We start from the raw sequence: 22,282 nt of genomic DNA, 5'->3' as shown, positions 1-22,282 counted from the left end.
AGACTTTAAAGCAATGCATCGCAAAACAAGACACATACTTAAGCTAGAATTAGCATAAGTGACAACCTACACAAAAAAGCACATAGCAAAAAAGGCTGGTAACGAACGTTATCAGCCTTTTTTATCACTGCTACCGTCTAACTGCGTTAGACATATCAGCTGTTTTGGACAGTGTCTTTAATATATTGAAAAAGCTCTCTGAATGCTTTTGGCGGCGCATTCTTCTCTCTTTCTTTTTTAACTTGGCGGCTGAATTGACGCAGCTTTTGTCTATCGAACGCGGGATAGTCTTCAATTAAGCGTTGAATAGCCGGGTCGCCTTCTTCAATAACCGACTCTCTCGCTTTTTCAAGCTGATGAAAAGCCGCATTACTTGCTTGGTGCTGATGGGCTATTTTTGACAGCGCCTCTTCAATATCGTGGGTATCACGCTGACGAAGCAATTTACCAATAAACTGCAACTGTCGGCGATAGCCATCTTTTTTCTTGTTCACAATGCGCGCAATGGCGATAGCATCTGCCAACTCTTCATCCATTGGGATAGTCGCCACGTGGGCATCGGTTAACCCTACAATGGTTTCGCCAAGCTTCTGATGCTCCTTTGCCTGACGCTTTAATTCCGTTTTACTAACGAAATCTTCGTCTTCAGACGTGGTTGCTTTGGCGCCTTCAAAGTAAGGATCTTGTGGAGAATTCTGTTTCTGATCACTCATTTCAAACTCATTAGTGTTACACTTTAGCCAAATTGTAACTATCACAGTCGAATATAGACAGCGAAACTTACTATGCAAATTGAGCAACAGCTATCAGAAATTCAGAATGTCGTTGATGATGTACTGAAAATGGCCTTATCAAAAGGCGCAACACAAGCCGAAGCAAGCATGTCTAAGGTACAGGGTATTGCGGTATCCTCACGCATGCAAGAAGTTGAAAACGTTGAGTTTACCAACGACGGCGGATTAGGCATTAGCGTCTACGTAGGTAAGCGCAAAGGCAGTGCATCCACTGCCGATTTAAGTAAAGCAGCGCTTACACTAGCCGTTGAAAAAGCGGTGGATATTGCACGCTATACCAGTGAAGATCCTTGCACCGGCCTTGCCGATGCTGAGCTTATCGCCACTGAATTCCCAGATTTAGACTTATATCATCCTCAAGAGCTTGATACAGAGAAAGCCATCAAGACCACTATTGAAACTGAAGCGGCGGCGATGAATTACGACCCTCGCATTACAAATTCAGATGGTGCGTCGTATAACGCTAATTTAGGTATGCGCGTGTACGGTAATACTCATGGCATAAATACCGGCTATCCCAGCAGTCGTTACAGTTTAAGCTGTATGGTCATTGGCTCTCAAGATAACGATATGCAGCGAGATTATGCCTATACTGTTGACCGTCAAGCGCCGTTGCTTAAATCTGCTGCGTTTGTAGGCCAAGAGGCTGCCAAGGCTACTGTAGACCGTTTAGGTGCTCGCAAAATCAATACAGCTAACGTGCCTGTACTGTTTCATAAAGATCTCGCCTCAAGCTTGTTTGGTCATTATGTTGGCGCCATCAGTGGGGGGAGTTTGTACAGACGCTCGTCATTTTTGCTCGACAGTTTAGATAAGCAGGTATTTCCTGAGTGGATGAATATTGAAGAGAAGCCGCTTATTAAGTCAGGGCTTGCCAGCTCAAGCTTTGATAACGAAGGGGTATCGTGCTCTGATATGACCATTGTTGATGGCGGTCGCTTAGCCACTTACCTTTACACAACCTACTCGGCGCGCAAACTCAATACCGTGTCTAATGGTCATGCTGGCGGCATACACAACTGGATTGTTGGTGATACGGGACACAGTGATGCCGACTTGCTAAAAGAAATGGGCACAGGGCTATTTGTCACTGAGCTGATGGGACAAGGCGTAAATATTGTTACCGGTGATTACTCACGCGGTGCAGCAGGGTTTTGGGTAGAAAATGGCATTATTAAATACCCAGTTCACGAAATTACCATTGCAGGCGATTTACGTGACATGTTTAAAAATATCGTGGCCATTGGTAAAGACAAAGACGTGCGCGGCAGTGTTCAAACTGGCTCAGTGCTGGTTAATCAAATGAAGATTGCTGGCAACTAGTTTTGTCTGAAGTGCTAGCCTGTTTTTTAGCCTGACTTGGCTAGTCACATCCCGCCTCGCGAAATTCGCGAGGCGGTTTTCCTACCGACTTTTTAAAACGCTTAGAAAATGTAAACACATTTGCATAGCCCACGTAATGGGCAATATATGAAATAGGCCACTGTGTTTTTAACAGCAGGTTTCGCGCACGCTGCATGCGTAAATAAATGACCTGCTGCATGGGACTTCTCCCAAAGTACTTAAGGCATAAGCGATGCAAATGAGGTGCAGAATAATGGGCTTTTTTACTTAAGCTCTCAACGCCCCACTGAAACTGTAGTTGATTCTCAACCGCCGCAAATAAAGACTGAAGCCTAACGGCATGTCTATCATTACTCTCATCTTCACTATTTTCTTGGTCGTTTTGGCTTATCACTTGCCGCAGGTGACGCCCTATAATTTGTATGGCAGCTTCACGGTTTTTGTTATCTTGCTCTAAATACAATAACTCCATAGCGTGATGCAAGGCCGCTAAATTAATATTGCTGATAACCCTTGGATGTTGTTTCGAAAGCCCCTTCCATTGCTCTGTATCTGATAGGTTTAGCCAAATAATATCCCACTTATCACTAGCAATACTCACCTCGAAGCTTTGAAAGGCGGGTAGCGTGATAAGCTGACCACCCGTTAAGCTGAACGAGCCATGTGGTGTGCGAAAGCATCCTTCTCCTGATAGCGAGTAAAATAGCGTATGGTTTGGTGGCATCACTCTGCCAACAACGTATTCACCTGATAAGTTTGAACATCCCGCTAGCTCAATATCTAACGCCGTTATTTCTGGCGACGTACTACTATCAATAAAGCGCTCGAAGCATTGTTGGCCTATATTAATAATATCCGAAAAAGGTGACTGCATTTATATTGTTCTGCTTTTGGTAAGGGCGTGTTGATAGTTTTGGATAAAAGTACGAGAGGTTTAAGCATAAAGTAATCAATGCATTTTAGCTATATTGTGATGTATCAAATGCGTTTTCACACAGGAGCCATGCATGGCTGACATCGAACAAATTGTTTCACAGAAAGATTGGCAAAACCCCCTCGTATACCAACGTAATCGAATCAATGCCCATGCGCCACACAACGGCTTTGTTAGTGAAGACGATGCAGTTCAAAATCGCAATGCCAGTAAGGTTAGCCTAAACGGTAAATGGATGTTTAGGTTATACCCGTCACCGGAGGCTGTCAGCGATGAGTTAATCGCCCAAGCGCTAACAGAAAATGAGGCCAAACAGTGGCAGACCACCACTGTCCCTTCAAATTGGCAAATGGAAGGCTTCGATAAACCCATTTACTGCAATGTAAAATACCCCTTTGATGTGAATCCCCCTGCAGTGCCAGCAGATAACCCCACAGGATGTTATCGCACCACCTTTACCCTAACTGAAAGTAGTCTTTCAAAACGCAATCACATTGTTTTTGAGGGCGTAAATAGTGCATTCCACTTATGGTGCAACGGCAGTTATGTAGGCTACTCACAAGACAGTCGCCTACCTGCTGAGTTTGATTTATCGGCATTGCTTGTAGTAGGCGAAAACCGTTTATCCGTGATGGTGATCAGATGGTCAGACGGTAGCTATTTAGAAGATCAGGATATGTGGTGGCTAAGCGGTATCTTTCGAGATGTAAACTTAGTGACAAAGCCTCGGCATCATATTCAAGATGTGTTTGTCACGCCCACGCTAGATGCATGTTACCGCGATGGTGCACTGTCTGTTCGCACGGCAATTAATGCCCCAGCAAACTATCAGATTGGCATTCAGCTATTTGATAAAGCACACGCCGTTACAGAACGAACTGTTGCAGGGACTAACAATAAGCGCGTCGATGAAAAAGGGGGGTGGGATGATGTGGTGTTCCAGAGCTTAGAGGTAAAAGAGCCCAAGCACTGGACCGCGGAAACGCCTTACTTATATCGAATTGTAGTGTCGCTAATTGATGAAGCTGGGCAGGTGGTAGACACAGAGGCCTATCAGGTTGGCTTTCGCACTGTACAAATGAAGGCCGGACAGCTTTGTGTGAACGGGAAACCTTTGCTTATCCGAGGGGTAAACCGGCATGAGCATCATGAAACGAAAGGTCATGCCATAAGCGAAAGCGATATGATTGAAGATATTTTGCTACTTAAGCAAAATAACTTTAATGCTGTTCGTACGGCACATTATCCTAATCATCCGCGATGGTATGAACTGTGTGACGAATATGGTCTGTACGTTGTTGATGAAGCAAACATTGAAACCCACGGCATGTTTCCCATGGGTCGCCTATCAAGAGATCCATTGTGGACAGGGGCGTACATGGCCCGCTTCACTCAAATGGTAGAGCGCGATAAAAACCATCCTTCTATCATTATTTGGTCGCTGGGGAACGAGTGTGGTCACGGTCCAACTCATGATGCCATGTACGGCTGGGCAAAATCCTTTGACCCATCAAGGCCTGTGCAATACGAAGGCGGAGGGGCCGATACCACGGCGACCGATATTGTAGCGCCAATGTATTCTCGAGTAGATACCGATGTTCTTGACGATGCAGTGCCAAAGTGGGCGATTAAAAAATGGCTTTCCATGCCAAACGAGACAAGGCCGGTGATATTGTGTGAGTACGCGCATGCAATGGGAAATAGCTTGGGAAGCTTTGACGAGTATTGGAAAGCATTTAAAGCCTATCCTCGTTTACAAGGGGGCTTCATTTGGGATTGGGTTGACCAAGGCCTAACAAAACATACCGAGAGCGGAGTACCTTATTGGGCTTATGGCGGCGATTTTGGCGATACCTACAACGACAGGCAGTTTTGTATTAATGGCCTCTTATTTCCTGATAGAACGCCTCACCCGGCGTTGTTTGAAGCAAAATACTGTCAGCAACACCTTAGTTTTGAATTATCAGATAAAGCCGGTAGCGAAGGGAAGGTGTATGCGCTTTCTATTTCTAGCGATTATGTATTTAGAGCAACGGACAATGAATTATTGCAATGGAGCGTATTAGAAGATGGTGAATGTATTGCGCAAGGTGAGCAGCGTCTTACTATAATGCCTCAGCAAACCGATACCCTTGAGATTACGACGAACGTCGCGCACAAGCCTGGTGCTAAATACCACTTAAATGTAGACGTTGTTACCGCAGAAGATTGCCAATGGGCAAAGGCTGGTCACGTGCTCGATACCGAACAGCTACCCATCAAAAACACGGCGGGTATCACACCGTTTACATTGACGTCCATGCAAGAAAGTCGCAACGAACCTTCGGACATGAAGCTAACAACAAACGATAGTTTGTTAACCATTACCATTGGAATTCATGATATTTGCTTTAATAGTGAAAGCGGTCTGCTGACCTCTTGGTTAGTTAACGGTAGCGAAACAATGAGCGCACCACTAGAAGATAACTTTTTCCGAGCGCCTCTTGATAATGATATTGGTGTGAGTGAAGTAGATAACCCTGACCCTAATGCTTGGGAATCGCGATGGCGACGCGCTGGCATTGGAGAGTGGGTACGAAAGTGTACTGGGGTTGAAGTGCAGCAGGGCACCCATGATGTGCGGGTAATATCGCTCTTTGAATACAGTGTTGATGGCGTAATCACGGCTGCAACAAAATGGACCTACACTTTGAATTCTGACGCCGCGTTATCTATTGATATTGAAGTTAATTTAGCTGATAACCTGCCACCTCTTCCTCGTATTGGTGTGCAGTTTGCTGTACCAAGACAGCCGTTTGTTGAGGCTAATAACGATAGCCACGGTGAAAGCAGTACTTGCGAAAGCGAATTCGAACAGTTTGAGAAGGTGACATGGAAAGGTCTTGGACCATTTGAAAACTATCCAGACAGGCAAGCCGCAGCAAGGTTTGCTCTGCATCAACTCACGATTAAAGACATGCACACCGGCTATATTTTCCCCACCGACAATGGCTTGCGAAGCCAGTGTTCAATGTTAAACATCGGCAATACAACGGTATCTGGAAATTTCTATTTCTCAGTAAGTGAATACGGCCAGCCGCAATTAAACGCTGCAAAGCACACCTGTGACCTAAGCCCTCAAGACTGTATTTTCGTCTATGTCGATCATGCTCATATGGGTGTAGGGGGTGATGATTCTTGGAGCCCTAGTACGCATAAAGAGTTTTTGCTTGAAGAGAAGCGTTATTCATATTCACTTACGCTAGCAGCCAACCAGTATAAACAACGGGGGTAAGAGGTTGAAGATAATAGGAAAAGGCAATAACGTTTAGCGTGACTAATTAACGCCAAACAGAGTTTATATAATGAAAAAGCCGCTACACTTTAACTGTAGCGGCTTTCTTGTTTGTAAGGTGTGTAAAAACGTTTGCTACACGCACATTAGCGTTTAGCCGTCTACTTGCCCACAAAAACGATAACCTTCACCGTGGATAGTCACAATAAGCTCTTCTTCAGAAGGATGTGATTCGAAGTGCTTACGAATACGTCTAATAGTAACATCTACCGTACGGTCATTAGGGCGCAATTCACGACCGGTCATTTCCATAATAAGCTGCTCGCGGGTAAGGATTTTCCCAGGGTTGCTTAGGAATAAATGCAACGCACGGAACTCACTGCGAGGTAAACGGAACTCTTTGCCGGTAGGTGAGATAAGCGAGCGGCTGTCGCCGTCTAAGATCCAACCGTTGAAGTTAACGCGACTTGGTAAGTCATCATCTTCAGACGAGTTTGTTGTTCTAGACAGCAAATTACGTGCTCTTATAGTTAACTCTCTGGGGTTAAATGGCTTAGTAAGATAATCATCTGCACCAATTTCTAAACCGAGAATACGGTCGACATCGTTGTCACGACCCGTTAGGAATATTAATCCAACGTTTTTACGGTCGCGAACTTCGCGCGCTAAGATAAGGCCATTTTTACCAGGTAAGTTAATATCCATAATGACCAAATTAATTGCGTGATTCTCGAAGAAATCGTGCATTTGGTTGCCGTTTTCAGCTTCAAATACATTGTACCCTTCCGCTTCAAATAAACTTTTTAGCGTGGTACGGGTTACCACTTCATCTTCAACAATTAACACATTTGGCGTTTGCATGGTGTTCTACACTCTTTCAAAAATACGGTTTAAGCAAATAACTGGCTAAAGTTTAATATTCATACACTTATTTGCAAGTAACTTATGAATATCGTTACAGTTATGATTTTGGGGGTTAGCCAACAAATTTCAACAAAAGTTCATACTTTATACAGTGACTAAGTTCATACTTTATACAGTGACTACACATTTTTCGCATTAGAAACGGGAAATATAATAACAAATTCCACACCGTCGCCTTCTTCGCTCGTTAATGTAATAGAACCAAGAAGTGCTTGCGTCACTAAATTGTATACTAAATGCATACCCAGACCAGAGCCTCCTTGACCACGCTTCGTCGTTACGAAGGGATCAAAAATACGCTTAAGGATCTCAGGCGGTATGCCTTTTCCATTATCGGAATAGACTAATTTTAATTTGTCGTCACTAACTAATTCAGCACGAATATTTATCGTACCTGTTTCCATGAATTCAAATCCATGGATAACGGAATTCATTATTAGATTAATCAATATTTGATTAATTGGGCCTGCCTTGGTTTCAACGCTTAAGGTAGGGTCGCATTTCACGTTGATGTTGTGTTTTAATTTTTTGAGCCGAGGCTGTAACGACAACAGTATCTCATTAACTAGCTGTTCAACGCAAAAACTTCGACTATTTTCTGTAGACTGGTCCACCGCAACTTGTTTAAAGCTAGATATAAGTTCAGCTGCGCGGTTTAAATTGCGATATATAATGTTTAAATTCTCGTTGCTTTCATCGATAAATCGCTTCATTGCACTTGCTTTCAACGTTTTGTCTTCGAAACCTTGTTGAATAACTGCCAATCTGTCTAGCATCATGGTTGATGCGGTAACCCCTAAACCAATTGGGGTATTAACTTCATGTGCTACTCCAGCCACCATATCGCCAAGGGAGGCCATTTTTTCATTCTGCACAATTTGTCTTTGGAACTGATGTAGCTTTTCTAAGGTTTGTATGAGCTCGCGGTTAGCGTCTTTAAGCGCAGTGGTCCGCTCATTAACCATTTCCTCCAAACTTGAATTGAGCTTGCGATGACGATCCTCAGCTTTCTGCTGCATCTCCATATACTCTTGCATTCGATATAGCATAACGTTAATAGCATCAGCCAAAGTATCTAACTCATTTATTTTTGATCCCCTCGCTCGCGATGCATAATCTCGGTGTCGTGAAGTTTGCTGAAGAAAGTGGATTAATGACTGAATTGGATTAGAAATGGTTAATTGCATTTTAAAGGCGGTGTAAAAGGCAACAATCAGTAGTATGACAACCGCAGCAAGATGGATAAATATGGCGCGTTGTGAAAGCTTATGAAACTCTTTTGTAGAGAGCCTCAAATATACCCAACCCAAATGTATGCCGGTTTCTGCATCGAATGACTTTGTACTTACTTCCAGATAGTCGCCAGTATCGGAGATGGTTGGGTTTAGCAATAGAGCATCCAATTGTGCTTCTTTGCCCCCAGTCATGAGCTGACCTACCTTATTATATGAGGCAAATATTTCCGGTACTTCTACGTTGGCGAGCTGTCGATTTTTTTTGCGGTATACATGGGCATTCAATACATAAGGGGCCGCGACAAGATGGGCCAATTCTTTTGCGATGCCCTCATCTTTGTTATTGAAGATATAAAGGGCAGAGGTTCGAGAGACTAAATCAGAGAGTACAAGGGCTTTATTATTGAGTTCGCTACGATAATTATCTATTTGCATGTACAAAGATAAACAAGACAGTATAACAAGCGACACAGTGACAATAGACATCACAGTCCACAAAAATATATTACGTATAGAAAGCTTGCTTGCTTTGTCTGTCATGTCCGTTTTATTTTCAATCCACTTTACTATGCCATTTTAATATTGGCGCATATTTTGGCAAAAAGAAAGGTAAGTAAACACAATAATCTGTGTGTTACTTAGCGCACTAATCCTGCATGCTGTGGTATAACATTTGGTAGTTTTGTGCGGCTGTATGCCAGGTAAAGCGTGTGCGCATTCCTCGAATCTGCATCGCCCTAAATGTATCGCTATCTTCGTAGAATGCGAGTAATGCTCTGCGAATACAACTAAGCAAGGCGGCCGGAGAAGGTTCATCAAAAACGAAACCGGTGCGAAGATTGTTGTCGTACGTATCTACAACGGTGTCTTTCAACCCACCTACTGAGCGCACAATGGGTATAGTGCCATAGGCAAGGCTGTACATCTGATTTAGTCCGCAGGGCTCAAATTGAGACGGCATTAAAAAGAAGTCTGCACCGGCCTCAACCAAATGGGCATGCTCTGAACTAAAACCATTGATGAAAGCAAACTTAGTAGGGTGCTGCTGAGCAAATTCACCCAAGTCCATGCACACTTTAGGATCGCCGGTGCCGACAATGACTATTTGAACATTGTGTGCAATGAGGTCATCGAGGATAGGGAGTATATAGCCGAACCCTTTTTGTTCAGTGAGTCTACACACCATGCCAATAAGAGGAACGCTAACGTCTTCTGGTAGACCAGACTTTTGTTGAAGCACTTTTTTACAGGTTTGCTTGGCGTGTAAATTATCAACCGTATAATTTTCAGGAAGAAACGAATCTGTCTCGGGGTTCCATTGGGTGTAGTCGCATCCGTTTAAAATACCACTTAGATCATTTTTGCGATTGACCAATCGTTCATGAAGACCGTGACTGCCTAAGTCGGTGAGAAGCTCAGAAGCATAGTTGGGACTTACGGTAGTGACCTTGGTGGCAAATTCAATGCCGCTTTGTAGCATATTGATATAGCCGCCATGAACCTGGCTACCAATATCGGGATGATGACGCAAAAACGGAATATCTTCGAGCTTATGTACGCCCTGAAATGCGGCATTGTGAATAGTAAAAACGGTCTTGGTATTATCGAAATAGTCAGTTTTTTCATTCGACAATAAAAACGGAAGCATCGCCGTGTGCCAATCATGGCAGTGAATGACTTGGGGCTTAAGAGAGAGTGCTTTTAGTGCTTGCAGCACTGCGCCACTGAAAAAACTAAACCGCTCGCCATTGTCGCTGAAGGCATCGTATGCGTCGGAATAAAGGCCGTCGCGCATGAAAAAGTCTGGGGCGTCGATAAAGTAAACTGGTATGCCGTGCCACTGAAGATGCTTTAGCTTGAAATGATACACTTTACCTTCGGTGAAAAGGGTGTGTACCTCATCGCCTTCAGGTAAGTTTAACTGTTCTTTCAGCGTCTTGTAGTACGGCATAACAATGCAGATGTTTTCATCTAGCGCTTGCAATGCCAAAGGGAGTGCTTTACCGACGTCTGCAAGGCCGCCCGTTTTAACGAATTCCTCTACTTCCGAGATAGCAAATACAATGTCCACGGGTTACACCTTCTATAATCACTACTAGTGTGTTGACGGTTAAGTATGAGCAAATATACATTGCTTCGTTTAACTTACAAACTATCAGTACGATATAAATTGTTGGCCTGAGATGCAAAACTTATCAGTTTTTTATTTCTCGCCTCATAATGTAGGGGCTTTCACTCATGTATAATTTTTAATACTCACTATTGCGCAGGCATATTAGGTGCTCTCCGTGAGAACACCTTCAAGGCTTAAAGCGAAGCATCGTAAATTGAGAACTGCGATGTTTGCGCTTTAGTATAAACCGATGAAAACTCTTCTGCTAACAACCCTGGATAGGGTAGAAAACGGTTGGCAACCATCTGCAACGTGCCTTTAGAGGTGAGTTGGTTTTTTGCGTCAGAAATAAAACGCTTTGTAATGGTGTAATCGGTTTTTATCCCGGTGTGGAACGGCGGGTTCGTTATGATGTGCTGAACTTTTTGTGATACGCCATGTAACCCATCAGCTGCAAAAATCGTCGCACTTAATTTATTTTCCGCCAGAGTTAGCGCGCTACAGTAGATTGCCAGTGCGCTAACGTCAGATAAGAAAAATGTTAAGTGGGGATATCTCAGCATAAGGTAACTAGCTATAACACCTGCACCGCACGCAAAGTCTAATACGTTGCCGCGCATGGACGCAGAGTGCTTTTGAAGCAGTAATAACGTACCGGCATCAAGCTCTTTGTGGCTAAACACGCCAGGCATTGACGCCACATTCCACGAGGTGTCATCCACTTCATAAAGGTTAATATCTACCCATTCATCCGGCTTAAAGGCGCCATGGGCCTGCTCAACAATTACCGTGACTAAACTGCAATGACGTGCTGAATCGACTTTTTGAGGAGAGCCATACTGCTGCATGAGTTTCGCAGCGCTTTTAATACCACCTTTATTTTCACCAACAACATGAATTCGCCCGTGCTCTCCCACCATACCTGCAGCCATGCGCAGTAACAATTGGAAGTGGGTTTTCGCCTTTGGCAAAAATAACATGACATCGGTAAATGCATTTTCGGTGGTAACAAAAGGTGCGAAAGTATGCGTATGATTGCCTATCTTTTGCGTTACTTCAAAACCCGACTTATCAATATCTCGACTATCTAGGGTTACAGACGGGATTGTTCTTACGCTTTCTGCAAAAATATCGAAATATTGATGGATAACCGTAATTTCCGATGTCTTTAAACTATCTAAGAAGTAGGCATCTGAAGGATTTACAAACGCCCATTTCCCTTCTTCAAATAAAGAGATGTTTCGCTCAAGAAGTTGACTTTGAGGAGATAAAATCATTAAGAATTTCGCTCATAAATCAGATCCCAAACACCGTGCCCTAATTTTTGACCACGGGTTTCAAATTTAGTAATCGGACGGTAGTCAGGGCGAGGCACGTAATCGCCTTCAGAGGCAGTATTTGCATAAGCATTATTACTGTTAACAACTTCAGCCATATGCTGCGCATACGGTTCCCAATCCGTTGCCATATGAAGGTGTCCGCCAATCGCTAACTTATTGCGTATTAATTCCACGAACTCAGCCTGTACAATTCGGCGCTTGTGATGGCGTTTTTTATGCCATGGGTCTGGAAAAAATAGTTGTAAGCGCGATAAGCTTGCCTCTGGCAGCATGTTTTTCAGTACTTCAACCGCATCGTGTTCCATCACGCGAAGGTTGGTAAGCCCCAATTCACCAGCATCTCCTAGGCACGCGCCCACGCCTGGTCGGTGAACCTCTATGCCAATGAAGTCTTTCTCTGGTGAAGCCGCAGCCATCTCAACCAGCGATTTACCCATGCCGAAACCTATTTCAACCACAACAGGAGCCTCGCGGCCAAACAGCTCAGACAAAGAAATAGGCGTATCAATATAGTCTATTCCCATGGTTGGCCAGTGTTCTTCTAGCGCTTTTTCTTGCCCTTTTGTAAGTCGACCTTCTCGCTTAACGTAACTCTTTACTTTACTGATATACACACCGGCAGCTTCTGCTTCTGCCTGACTTTTAAATTGCCTCATCTGCAATGCCTTTCATACCCAAATTTATGCTGGCGCATTATCCACTTACCCACCTTATATGCAACGCTAGAATACAAATTCTGTGTTATTTTTGTACGCCAATGCATTTGCCAATAATAGTCGCTAATTGGCTGGTTTGCTCAAGTGGGATCATGTGCCCCGTGTTTTCAAATTCATACAGTGATGCATTAGGTAGCGACTTCGCTGCGTACCTAAGCGAATCTATGTGTGCAATATTGTCATCAATTGCGCCTACAAGTGTTACTGGCGCATTAATCTTTTCAAGTAATTTAAGTGTATTCTCTCTTGGTGTCGTGGCAAGTGTATGCGCTAATAACGTGCTTTTCCCTAAATCTTTAGCCATGGACGTAACGACATCAGTCACCTTTGTGTCTGCTAAGCGGGAAGGGTGGATAAAGCGAGCAAGATAGTTGTGGTTCTCGGGTTTGAATTGCCCTTTTTTGAGGCTTTTGACCATGTTTTCACGCTGGCTTATTTCATTTGCCGACAAGCCAGCAGGATCGTATGCAATCAGAGTGACGGAAGCGATATTATTCTTATTACGAGCAGCGATAAGCGAAGCAATGTAGCCACCCATGGAATAGCCGACAAGGTGAACTTTTTCATCAGTAAGTATTCGGTCTTCGCTAAGTGCAAGCATGTCCTCTTTCGAGGTCGCCCACTGCAGAGGAACAAAGCGACGTTGGGCAATAGAAAGCTGCCGCCAGAGGGGCATAAAGATGCGTTCGTCACAAAGAGTTCCGGGGAAAAATAATACGGGGGTTTGTGCAGACACGCGATACCTTAAATAAAAACGAAGAAGAGCGTACATGCTACCATAGCGCATAGTGAATAGAATGTTTATTCAAACTGGTAAATGAAGGTGTTTCAGCAAGTGAATAATGCACAAAGTATAGACGTAAGTTTCAGAATAATATGACAAAAACAATGCACAATAACAGTTTTGCACAACGGGTTTTAGCGTGGTTCGATGAGCATGGTAGAAAGCATTTACCGTGGCAGCAAGATGTGACGCCCTATAAGGTGTGGGTATCTGAAATCATGCTTCAGCAAACGCAGGTTGCCACCGTCATCCCTTACTTCAATCGGTTTATGGCGTCGTACCCAAGCGTATTCGAGCTTGCCAATGCATCGCAAGATGACGTGTTGCATCATTGGACGGGGCTTGGTTATTACGCCCGTGCTAGAAACCTGCATAAAGCTGCTAAAACACTGGTTGATGATTACGAAGGCGTTTTTCCTCCCACACTTGACGAAGTGGTGTCGCTTCCTGGTATAGGGCGTTCTACCGCGGGGGCCATACTTTCGCTATCGAGAGACGAGCGTTACCCCATCTTAGATGGCAACGTAAAGCGTGTGTTAGCGCGTTATTATGCTATTGAAGGATGGCCCGGGCAAAAAGCCGTAGAGAATGCCCTGTGGGACGTGGCTGAGAAAAATACGCCTGACAGTCGCTGTGCAAACTACACTCAGGTGATGATGGACTTAGGTGCCATGGTGTGCACGCGAAGTAAGCCAAAGTGCGATGAGTGCCCTTTACAGCGTGATTGCGTGGCGTTTGCGCAAGGGAAGCAAACTAACTATCCGGGTAAAAAGCCTAAAAAAGAAACGCCAGTGAGACAAACCTACATGCTCATCCCTATGTTTGGGCAGCAAGTGTTTCTAGAGCAACGCCCTCAAAGTGGTATCTGGGGAGGCTTATACGGGTTTTTAGAAGCGCAATCTGCTGAAGAGGGTATATCATTACTTGCTCAAAGGGGCATTGAAGTAGAGGAAATACAGCAGCTTGATGAATTCAGACACACATTTAGCCACTTTCATTTAGATATAACCCCGCTTATCGCCGTGGTAAACTCAACGCCCCAAAAGCGGGTGGCAGAAAATCAGTCGAGATGGTTCTTACTTGATGAGCCTATTGAAGTGGGTTTAGCTGCCCCAACAACAAAGATAATTAAAACACTGGCAAAATAAGTCGCGTACACTGTTGCCAGTGGTGTTTATAAGACAAGACAATAGAGGTGCATGATGGGTAGAACGGTTTTTTGTCATAATCTGCAAAAGGACGCTGACGGCTTAGATTTTCAACTTTACCCAGGAGAACTAGGTAAGCGAATATTCGATAACATATCGAAAGAAGCTTGGGGCAATTGGCAGAAAAAGCAGACTATGTTAATTAACGAACATAAGCTGAATATGATGGAGCCAGAAGCCAGAGCGTTTTTGGAAGAAAGAATGTCGGCCTACTTATTTGACGGGGTTGAACCGACAATTGAAGGCTATGTTCCGCCGGAAAAATAACCAAAATACGAGATTTTGTGTAAACAATGTGCAAACGGTCACAAAAGTGAAAAAAAAGCGGGTAAAATGGTTGACTTGTTACGCCGAAATCCGTTTAATACGCACCCATAGCAGCACAGGCCGAAAACGCTTGTAACGCAAACGAGTTTCGCCTCGATAGCTCAGTTGGTAGAGCAGCGGATTGAAAATCCGCGTGTCCCTGGTTCGATCCCGGGTCGAGGCACCATCATCAAGGCCCTTGCAGAAATGCGAGGGCTTTTTTGATTCTGGTGTTTGTAAAAGCTCAGGAACACGCTGGCGTATCCCTGCGGATGCTCCGCGCGTTGCGACCCCGGGTCGAGGCACCATCATTGAAGCCCTGAACAGAAATGTTCGGGGCTTTTTTGATTCTGGTGTTTGTAAAAGCTCAGGACCACGCTGGCGTATCCCTGCGGATGCTCCTCGCGTTGCAATCCCGGGTCGAGGCACCATCATCAAGGCCCTTGCAGAGATGCGAGGGCTTTTCGTTAATTTAAGCTGCTATATCAATTTAGATGAAAGCGCTGGAATGTCCGATGCCATGTGTTCAACGTTACTACTGCTAATTACGAGTAAAATTCTAATTACGAGTAAAATTCTAATTCCTTAGTCTTTCCTAATATTACCTTCCCACTATCGACAACGTTCTTGTTATTCAAGCTCTTATATCTTTTGAAAATTTTTTTAAGTCAGTCTCTAATCAACTATCCTAAAAATGTCGCTATTGTCACTAATGGCGTAAAACAACTAAGTTGCACAAATGTAAACAAAAGTATAATGGTAGAAATTGTATTTTATATCCATACTTCGATTGTTATTTAAACAAACCGCCTGAAATGGTGGGTCGTGAGGTATTGATGTGGCTGCTATCGCTTATAGTTTTTTTGACGCAATGATGTCAAAAAAGAGTACCGCCTTTGTAACATCGTTCTTGTTGATGCTCGCAAGTTGGGGTCTTGAATTCTCACAGATAAATCATCTTGGCTTAGTGTTCAGTTCGTGCTGTGTGATTTATCTTTTAATAGTGCTTCAGCAATCTGATGCAGCACCTAAAAATAGAAGCGCAGGAAGTCAGGTAGTGAATAACAGCGATGAGTCAACGACGGCTGAAATTGAAGAGAAGCGCCATGGAAAAAACAGCCATCAATTACAAGACACGCTTTATGATGTGAAAGACACCTTATCGGTGACTTCTTCAAATATCACTGACATTCTCACTACACAAAACGACGCGGTTACTACCTTAAGTGACGCTTTCCTGAGCCTACAATCGCTGCTCTCGCAACAAGAATCCAGTATTCACAAATTGTTAAAAGATGATCAAAGTAGCGACCTTCCATATGCAGAGAAAATGCGTTCTTTTGCCAGTGATACAGATAGTACGTTGACTAGCTTCATAGAATCTACAGAAGCCATGACTCAGTCTACGAAGTCACTTGAAAGCCAAGTTCAAACTATTCAACAAGCAATGCCTACTGTCATCGACGCCCTAGGGGGGATTGATGGCATTGCAGCACAAACCAATCTTCTTGCGCTAAATGCTGCGATTGAAGCCGCTCGTGCGGGAGAAGCCGGACGAGGATTTGCGGTGGTAGCAGACGAGGTAAGAGCGCTATCGACTCGCTCCACCCAGTTTAGCGACGTGATCAAAAAGCAAATCGAGAACATCAAATCATTGATCGACCAGCTTACTGAGACAGCTGAGTTCGTAGCATCGCAAGATATTTCCCACGTTGTTAAAGCAAAAGACGGCATAAGTTTAGAGCTTAGCGGGATCATTCGAAAAGCAGAGTCCGACATTCAAAATGCCGATGGACTAGAAACAATCAGGCAGAAGCTGGCCGATGCAACAAACAGCGCCATTCGGGGTATGCAGTTCGGTGATATCAACAGCCAGAATTTAATTTATACGCAAGAAATTATCAGTTTTGTTACTGAACAGCTCGATTTGCTGTCTGCTGACAACGTCGAAGAAGTTCGAAATAGATTAATAAACTATAAAGACTCTTTGGCGCAGAGGGGGCAGGCTGACCACAACCCCGTATCAGCCACATCCATAGATGCAGGCGATATCGAGCTGTTTTAAGAGTGGACTCCTAATTAGTTGTTACATCGCGATAAGATTTTTTACAAGCAGTAACGGCATTCTCAGCATGCCTATTCAATGAAAAACAGTGCAAAGGTGAATACACAATGAGCAAAAATATATTGGTTGTCGATGATTCTGTTTCTATTCGTCAAATGGTTGAAATGACGCTTAAGTCAGCAAATTATCAAGTCACCACTGCGCAAGATGGACAAGACGCTTTGGAGAAGTGTAGAGGGGCAAGCTTTGATTTTGTTCTAACCGATCAAAATATGCCCCGTATGGATGGTTTGTCTTTAGTGAAATCGCTGCGAGGGTTAACTAATTTTAGGTCTACTCCCATTGTCATGCTCACTACTGAGGCGGGCGATGAAATGAAAGCAAAAGGAAAAGCTGCGGGTGCCACAGGATGGATGGTCAAGCCGTTTGATCCAAACAAGCTACTTGATGTGATGAAACGAGTTCTTGGTTAAGCGATATTTTTCTTTTCAACGTCGTTAGGAGCAATCTCTCATGACAATAGATGTAACCCAGTTTCATGACGTATTTTTTGAAGAAAGTGATGAACATCTTCAAGACATGGAGCAGTTGTTAATGACGCTTGACGTAGACTGTCCTGACCAAGAGCAGCTTAACAGTATATTCAGAGCGGCCCATTCTATTAAAGGTGGCAGTGGTATTTTTAATTTCGACGCCTTAATGAATCTCACTCATGTGATGGAAAATTTATTAGATAAGGCGAGAAATCAGGAAATCCACGTTACCACTGACATAGTAGATGTATTTTTACAAACGCTAGACGTTTTGAAAGACACCTTATCGGCCTATAAAGAAAAGACTGATCTCCCGCAAGCGCAGATAGATGCAAGCATCAAAGTGCTAGAAGACACATTGGCACAAGCATCACAAAGCAGTGTATCTGGCCATAGTGACGTTCTCGAATGCACCAGTGACACTGATAATGACGTTATTGATGGATTTGGCTTTTTTGATGATGACGACGATTACGGCGTTATTAATAAAGTCTCTGAGGATGATTTAGATATAGATGCTGAAATAGCTGGCTTTGGTTTTTTTGAGCCAGAGAATCTCCCCGTTGCTCCCCCTGTAAAAAGCGAGGAGGCGAAAAGCCCTTCGCAACCTATTGTTAAACCTGTGAAGCCAAAACCTAAAGCTGCTGCAAAGGAGGCGGCATCGATACGAGTAGATACTACCAAAATTGACGCTATGGTTAACTTAGTCGGTGAGTTAGTTATTACTCAGTCAATGCTTTCAAATGTGGGGCAAGAAGTAGAAGGTCAGATAGGCGAGCGACTGCAGCTAGCGATAGATGAGCTTCAGCGTAATACTCGAGAAATTCAAGAGTCGGTGATGTCTATGCGGATGTTACCAATAAATATGACGTTTAATCGTTTCCCAAGAGTGGTACGAGATTTATCAACCAAGCTAGGTAAGCAGGTTGATTTAGTTATCCAAGGTGGCAACACCGAAATTGATAAAAGCTTAATTGAAAAGCTGGTCGACCCACTTACTCATTTAGTTCGAAACAGTATCGATCACGGTATTGAAACTCCTGAAAAACGTATTGCTAGCGGAAAACCCGAGAAAGGTACCGTGATCCTTAGTGCAGAGCAAAAAGGCAGTAGCATCATTATAGGTATCATCGACGACGGGGCCGGTTTAGACAAAGAACGTATATTACAAAAAGCTTCGCAAAATGGGTTACCTTTATCTCCCGATATGCCCGACAGCGAGATATGGCAACTTATTTTCCAGGCCGGCTTTTCTACAGCCGAGGAAGTGACTGATGTGTCTGGTCGCGGTGTGGGTATGGACGTGGTACGCCGAAACATTGAGTCCATCGGTGGTCGAATAGAAATAGAATCATCAAAGGGCGAGGGCTCTGCTTTTTACATCCATTTGCCGCTAACGCTAGCCATAGTCGATGGCATGTGTGTGTCAGTAGGTCAGCAAATATTTGTTATACCACTTCTAAATGTTATTGAGTCATTTCAACCTACATCATCGCAACTGAAGACACTTGGAAATGAGCAAGTGCTGTGGATTCGAGATCGTTATTGGCCCTTAGTTTCCCTAACTCAATTAATGGAAGTCGATGATGGCGTCACTGAGCCTACCCAAGGCATTGTTGTGCTACTTGAGAGCAGTAAAAAGCGCTACGGCGTTTTGGTTGACTCTCTTGTCGGACAGCAACAGGTGGTGATTAAAAGCCTAGAACAGCATTACAAAAAAGTCGCAGGTATTGCCGGCGCAACCATTATGGGCGACGGCAAAGTTGCCATGATCATCGATGCCGATTCAGTGGCAGTTAATTGCGTCACTGTAAAAAATAGCGAGGTTTCAGTATGAGTGAAGCAGTACTTCAACAGGCAGTAAGTGCGTCTAAAGAAAGCGAGTTTTTGAGTTTCATATTAGGCGAAGAACACTATGCACTGGACATTACAACGGTTAAAGAAATACGCGGTTATGAGCAGGTAACAAAAATTGCTAATGCACCCTCTTTTATCAAGGGCGTGATTAATTTGCGAGGCGATATTGTTCCAATAGTAGATTTGCGTTTGAAATTTAACGTGGGTGAAGCGACTTATAATCAATTCACTATCGTCATTATGTTGAACGTACATGACCGCATTGTGGGAATAGTAGTAGACGGCGTCTCAGATGTAATAAGACTCTCTGAAGGGGACATACTTCCTCCGCCGGAATTTGGTGTTTCTTTTGATAGTAAATACTTACACGGGTTGGCTGACATTGATGAAAATATGGTGATTTTAGTCAATATAGAAAGCCTTATCACTAGTAATGAATTGGGTCTAGTTGAGACAAAAACAGCATCGGTAGAGGAAGAATAAAATGGGTATCATGACGTGGATAGAAGACTTTACGAAGGCAACGGATGCCAATCAGGCACTAAGAAACAAGCAGGCTCTTGATGCAACAACGTGTTGCATAATGATGGCAGATGCTGAACGTAATATTATTTTTGCAAACAAATCAGTCAAAGATTTGTTGAAAGCAAATGAGAAAAAACTGCAAGAATTACTCCCCAGCTTTTCCGCAGACAATCTCGAAGGTCAGAATATTGACCAGTTTCACAAAAAACCTTCTTATCAGCGAAATATGCTGGCCGAGCTTAAGTCGACAATAACGTCAAGCATCAAGATTGGCGATTTAAACTTTAAACTCACGCTCACTCCTATGTTCGACCAAGAGCAAAACAACATAGGTACTATGGTTGAATGGATTGACCAATCTGAAATTCTCATCAAAAGCACCTTGTTAAACGTTTTGGACAAAGCGCAAGCGGTTATTGAGTTTACACCCGATGGCATCATTCAAAACGCGAATGACAATTTTCTCAATACACTAGGCTACTCGCTCGATGAGATAGTAGGCAATCACCATAAAATGTTTTGTGATGCCAGTTACGTGAATTCTTCGGAATATAGCGAATTTTGGCGAACGCTCAAAAGTGGCAAGCTTCACAGCGGCGAATTCTGTCGGCTTGATAAGCAGGGTAAAGAGATATGGATCCAGGCTTCATATAACCCAGTCCTTGACGGCGATGGCAAGGTAATGCGCGTTGTGAAATTTGCTACCGATATTACAGCGACCAAATTAAAGAACTCTTATTATGAAGGGCAAATCAATGCCATCAACAAAGCTCAGGCTGTTATTGAGTTTGACTTAGACGGTTACATATTAACGGCCAACGAAAACTTCTTAAACACGGTAGGTTACAGGTTAGAAGAGGTGCAAGGTAAGCACCACAGTATGTTTGTGAAAGATGATTACAAACGTTCCACTGAATACGCACAGTTTTGGGAACAGTTGCGACAGGGCTCCATGTTTAACGATGAGTTTGAGCGAGTGGGAAAAGAAGGCAAGTCAGTTTGGATCCAAGCATCTTATAACCCAATAATTGATCAAAATGGTCGCCCATACAAAGTGGTGAAATTTGCTTTAGATATTACAGGTCGCAAGCAAGCAATTAGTGATATCAGACATGCGATGAACGAACTGGCTCAGGGGAATTTAGATTGCAAAATTGAACATGAATTTAAGGATGAGTTCCAAGATTTAGGCAATTCGATTAACCGTTTTATCGGTGATATGCGCCGTATTATAGGCACAATCAATGATGTGATGAGCAGGCTGTCTAATGGCGACCTTACCGCGGTTATCGAAGACGAATTTGAGGGTGAATTCCAAGTTTTAGGTGATGCAATTAATCAATTCGTTAATCAAATGTCAGGCACCATCGGCTCTATTTACGAGGCGGTAGAAACAATAACAACAGCATCTTCTGAAATTGCTACCGGCAACTCTGATTTGTCTAGTCGCACCGAACAGCAAGCGTCAAGTTTAGAAGAAACCGCATCGAGCATGGAGGAGCTCACTGGTACCGTGAAGCTTAATGCTGAAAATGCTGAGCAGGCAAATGCGCTTGCGTCGCAAAGTTGTGATATTGCGACCAAAGGCGGCGACCTTATCCGACAGGTAGTTGATACCATGTCATCTATCAATGCATCTGCTCAAGAAATTTCAGACATCATAGGTGTTATCGACGGTATAGCGTTTCAAACCAACATACTTGCGCTAAATGCGGCGGTTGAAGCCGCAAGAGCGGGAGAGCAAGGGAGAGGTTTCGCAGTTGTTGCCTCAGAAGTAAGAAGCTTAGCTCAACGTTCAGCAGAAGCAGCTAAAGAAATTAAGGAGCTTATTTCAGGCTCGGTAAGCAAAATTGATGGTGGCAATAAGTTAGTCAATCAGTCTGGCGACACAATGGAAGAAGTTGTCACCTCAATTAAACGCGTCAACGATATTATGTCTGAAATTGCTGCTGCAAGCTCAGAACAAGCCTCTGGTATTGAAGAGGTGAGCAAAGCGGTAGTGCAAATGGATGAAATGACTCAGCAGAACTCTGCGTTAGTTGAGGAGGCCGCTGCGGCAGCTGAAAGCTTGCAACAGCAGGCCAGTGGATTGTCAGAGCGTGTAGCCACGTTCAAAATAGGTGAATCTCATAAGTCACAGCAACAGCCTGTGCCTACAGCAAGGCTCTCTCAGCAATCCCACAGAACGGCATCGGTTGCTTCGCTAACTAATCACAGAGCGCTACAACCTAAAGTACCCAGCAGCGATGAGTGGGAATCGTTCTAAAACATAAAGCGGCTGTCCTTCGGGGAGTCGCTTTTTTATTGTGTTTTTCGAAACAAATTAATAA

The 22,282-nt window shown here is 43.7% G+C and carries 17 protein-coding genes and 1 tRNA gene; 10 read left to right on the top strand and 8 right to left on the bottom strand.

The genetic code is table 11. The annotated features are described in order from the left end of the window. Nucleotides 1-155: 155 nt before the first annotated feature. Complete coding sequence (gene yjgA / locus O9X84_RS04685; RefSeq protein ID WP_269518448.1) at nucleotides 156-713, bottom strand: ribosome biogenesis factor YjgA; 558 nt, start codon at nucleotides 711-713, stop codon at nucleotides 156-158. A 72-nt stretch (nucleotides 714-785) separates the two neighbouring features. On the opposite strand from yjgA, the gene pmbA reads away from it, so the two are divergent. Then, nucleotides 786-2,117, top strand: a complete 1,332-nt coding sequence (gene pmbA / locus O9X84_RS04680; RefSeq protein WP_269518447.1) for a metalloprotease PmbA — start codon at nucleotides 786-788, stop codon at nucleotides 2,115-2,117. 40 nt (nucleotides 2,118-2,157) lie between these two features. On the opposite strand, the gene O9X84_RS04675 is transcribed toward pmbA, so the two are convergent. Beyond that, nucleotides 2,158-3,012 carry a helix-turn-helix transcriptional regulator gene (locus O9X84_RS04675; RefSeq protein WP_269518446.1) on the bottom strand — a complete coding sequence of 285 codons (855 nt, stop codon included), beginning with the start codon at nucleotides 3,010-3,012 and terminating at the stop codon, nucleotides 2,158-2,160. Nucleotides 3,013-3,145: 133 nt separating this feature from the next. On the opposite strand from O9X84_RS04675, the gene O9X84_RS04670 reads away from it, so the two are divergent. Next, the gene (locus O9X84_RS04670; protein ID WP_269518444.1) at nucleotides 3,146-6,346 is read left to right on the top strand and encodes a beta-galactosidase; all 3,201 of its coding nucleotides are present in this window, start codon (nucleotides 3,146-3,148) and stop codon (nucleotides 6,344-6,346) included. A gap of 153 nt (nucleotides 6,347-6,499) precedes the next feature. Here the strand turns inward: O9X84_RS04670 and arcA are convergent, their stop codons facing one another. The 6 genes from arcA to O9X84_RS04640 form a co-directional block, all read right to left on the bottom strand. Continuing rightward, nucleotides 6,500-7,207 (bottom strand): two-component system response regulator ArcA, encoded by a 708-nt coding sequence (gene arcA / locus O9X84_RS04665; protein WP_032094823.1) that lies wholly within the window; start codon nucleotides 7,205-7,207, stop codon nucleotides 6,500-6,502. A gap of 182 nt (nucleotides 7,208-7,389) precedes the next feature. Further along, nucleotides 7,390-9,045: a sensor histidine kinase gene (locus O9X84_RS04660; RefSeq protein ID WP_269518440.1), complete on the bottom strand. Its 1,656-nt coding sequence runs from the start codon at nucleotides 9,043-9,045 to the stop codon at nucleotides 7,390-7,392. A 106-nt stretch (nucleotides 9,046-9,151) separates the two neighbouring features. Further along, the gene (gene glgA / locus O9X84_RS04655) at nucleotides 9,152-10,576 is read right to left on the bottom strand and encodes a glycogen synthase GlgA (protein WP_269518439.1); all 1,425 of its coding nucleotides are present in this window, start codon (nucleotides 10,574-10,576) and stop codon (nucleotides 9,152-9,154) included. Nucleotides 10,577-10,812: 236 nt separating this feature from the next. Next, nucleotides 10,813-11,895 carry a methyltransferase gene (locus O9X84_RS04650; protein WP_269518438.1) on the bottom strand — a complete coding sequence of 361 codons (1,083 nt, stop codon included), beginning with the start codon at nucleotides 11,893-11,895 and terminating at the stop codon, nucleotides 10,813-10,815. Continuing rightward, nucleotides 11,895-12,614: a tRNA (guanosine(46)-N7)-methyltransferase TrmB gene (gene trmB, locus O9X84_RS04645; RefSeq protein ID WP_269518437.1), complete on the bottom strand. Its 720-nt coding sequence runs from the start codon at nucleotides 12,612-12,614 to the stop codon at nucleotides 11,895-11,897. Before trmB ends, O9X84_RS04650 begins: the two co-directional genes overlap by 1 nt. An 85-nt stretch (nucleotides 12,615-12,699) precedes the next feature. Continuing rightward, complete coding sequence (locus tag O9X84_RS04640; protein ID WP_269518435.1) at nucleotides 12,700-13,410, bottom strand: alpha/beta fold hydrolase; 711 nt, start codon at nucleotides 13,408-13,410, stop codon at nucleotides 12,700-12,702. Nucleotides 13,411-13,550: 140 nt separating this feature from the next. Here O9X84_RS04640 and mutY point away from each other — a divergent pair, with 140 nt between their 5' ends. The 8 genes from mutY to O9X84_RS04600 all read left to right on the top strand — a co-directional run bounded on the left by mutY (nucleotide 13,551) and on the right by O9X84_RS04600 (nucleotide 22,218). Beyond that, entirely contained in the window at nucleotides 13,551-14,606 is a 1,056-nt protein-coding gene (mutY, locus tag O9X84_RS04635; protein WP_269518434.1) for an A/G-specific adenine glycosylase, read from the top strand. Between the two features lie 54 nt (nucleotides 14,607-14,660). After that, nucleotides 14,661-14,933, top strand: coding sequence for an oxidative damage protection protein (locus O9X84_RS04630; protein ID WP_032094830.1), 273 nt, complete (start codon nucleotides 14,661-14,663; stop codon nucleotides 14,931-14,933). Nucleotides 14,934-15,083: 150 nt separating this feature from the next. Beyond that, nucleotides 15,084-15,159, top strand: a tRNA-Phe gene (locus O9X84_RS04625). 651 nt (nucleotides 15,160-15,810) lie between these two features. Next, nucleotides 15,811-17,037, top strand: a complete 1,227-nt coding sequence (locus tag O9X84_RS04620) for a methyl-accepting chemotaxis protein (RefSeq protein ID WP_269518432.1) — start codon at nucleotides 15,811-15,813, stop codon at nucleotides 17,035-17,037. Between the two features lie 107 nt (nucleotides 17,038-17,144). After that, nucleotides 17,145-17,510, top strand: a complete 366-nt coding sequence (locus O9X84_RS04615; RefSeq protein WP_032095903.1) for a response regulator — start codon at nucleotides 17,145-17,147, stop codon at nucleotides 17,508-17,510. Between the two features lie 40 nt (nucleotides 17,511-17,550). Continuing rightward, nucleotides 17,551-19,407, top strand: coding sequence for a chemotaxis protein CheA (locus O9X84_RS04610; RefSeq protein WP_269518431.1), 1,857 nt, complete (start codon nucleotides 17,551-17,553; stop codon nucleotides 19,405-19,407). Continuing rightward, complete coding sequence (locus O9X84_RS04605) at nucleotides 19,404-19,910, top strand: chemotaxis protein CheW (RefSeq protein WP_032095901.1); 507 nt, start codon at nucleotides 19,404-19,406, stop codon at nucleotides 19,908-19,910. Before O9X84_RS04610 ends, O9X84_RS04605 begins: the two co-directional genes overlap by 4 nt. 1 nt (nucleotide 19,911) lies before the next feature. After that, nucleotides 19,912-22,218, top strand: coding sequence for a methyl-accepting chemotaxis protein (locus O9X84_RS04600; protein WP_269518429.1), 2,307 nt, complete (start codon nucleotides 19,912-19,914; stop codon nucleotides 22,216-22,218). Nucleotides 22,219-22,282 lie beyond the last annotated feature (64 nt).

Source organism: Alteromonas sp. BMJM2, from assembly GCF_027257845.1.
Classification (GTDB): Bacteria; Pseudomonadota; Gammaproteobacteria; order Enterobacterales; family Alteromonadaceae; genus Alteromonas.
Note: the sequence above shows the minus strand (reverse complement) of the source record. Positions and strands in the feature narration are given on the sequence as shown.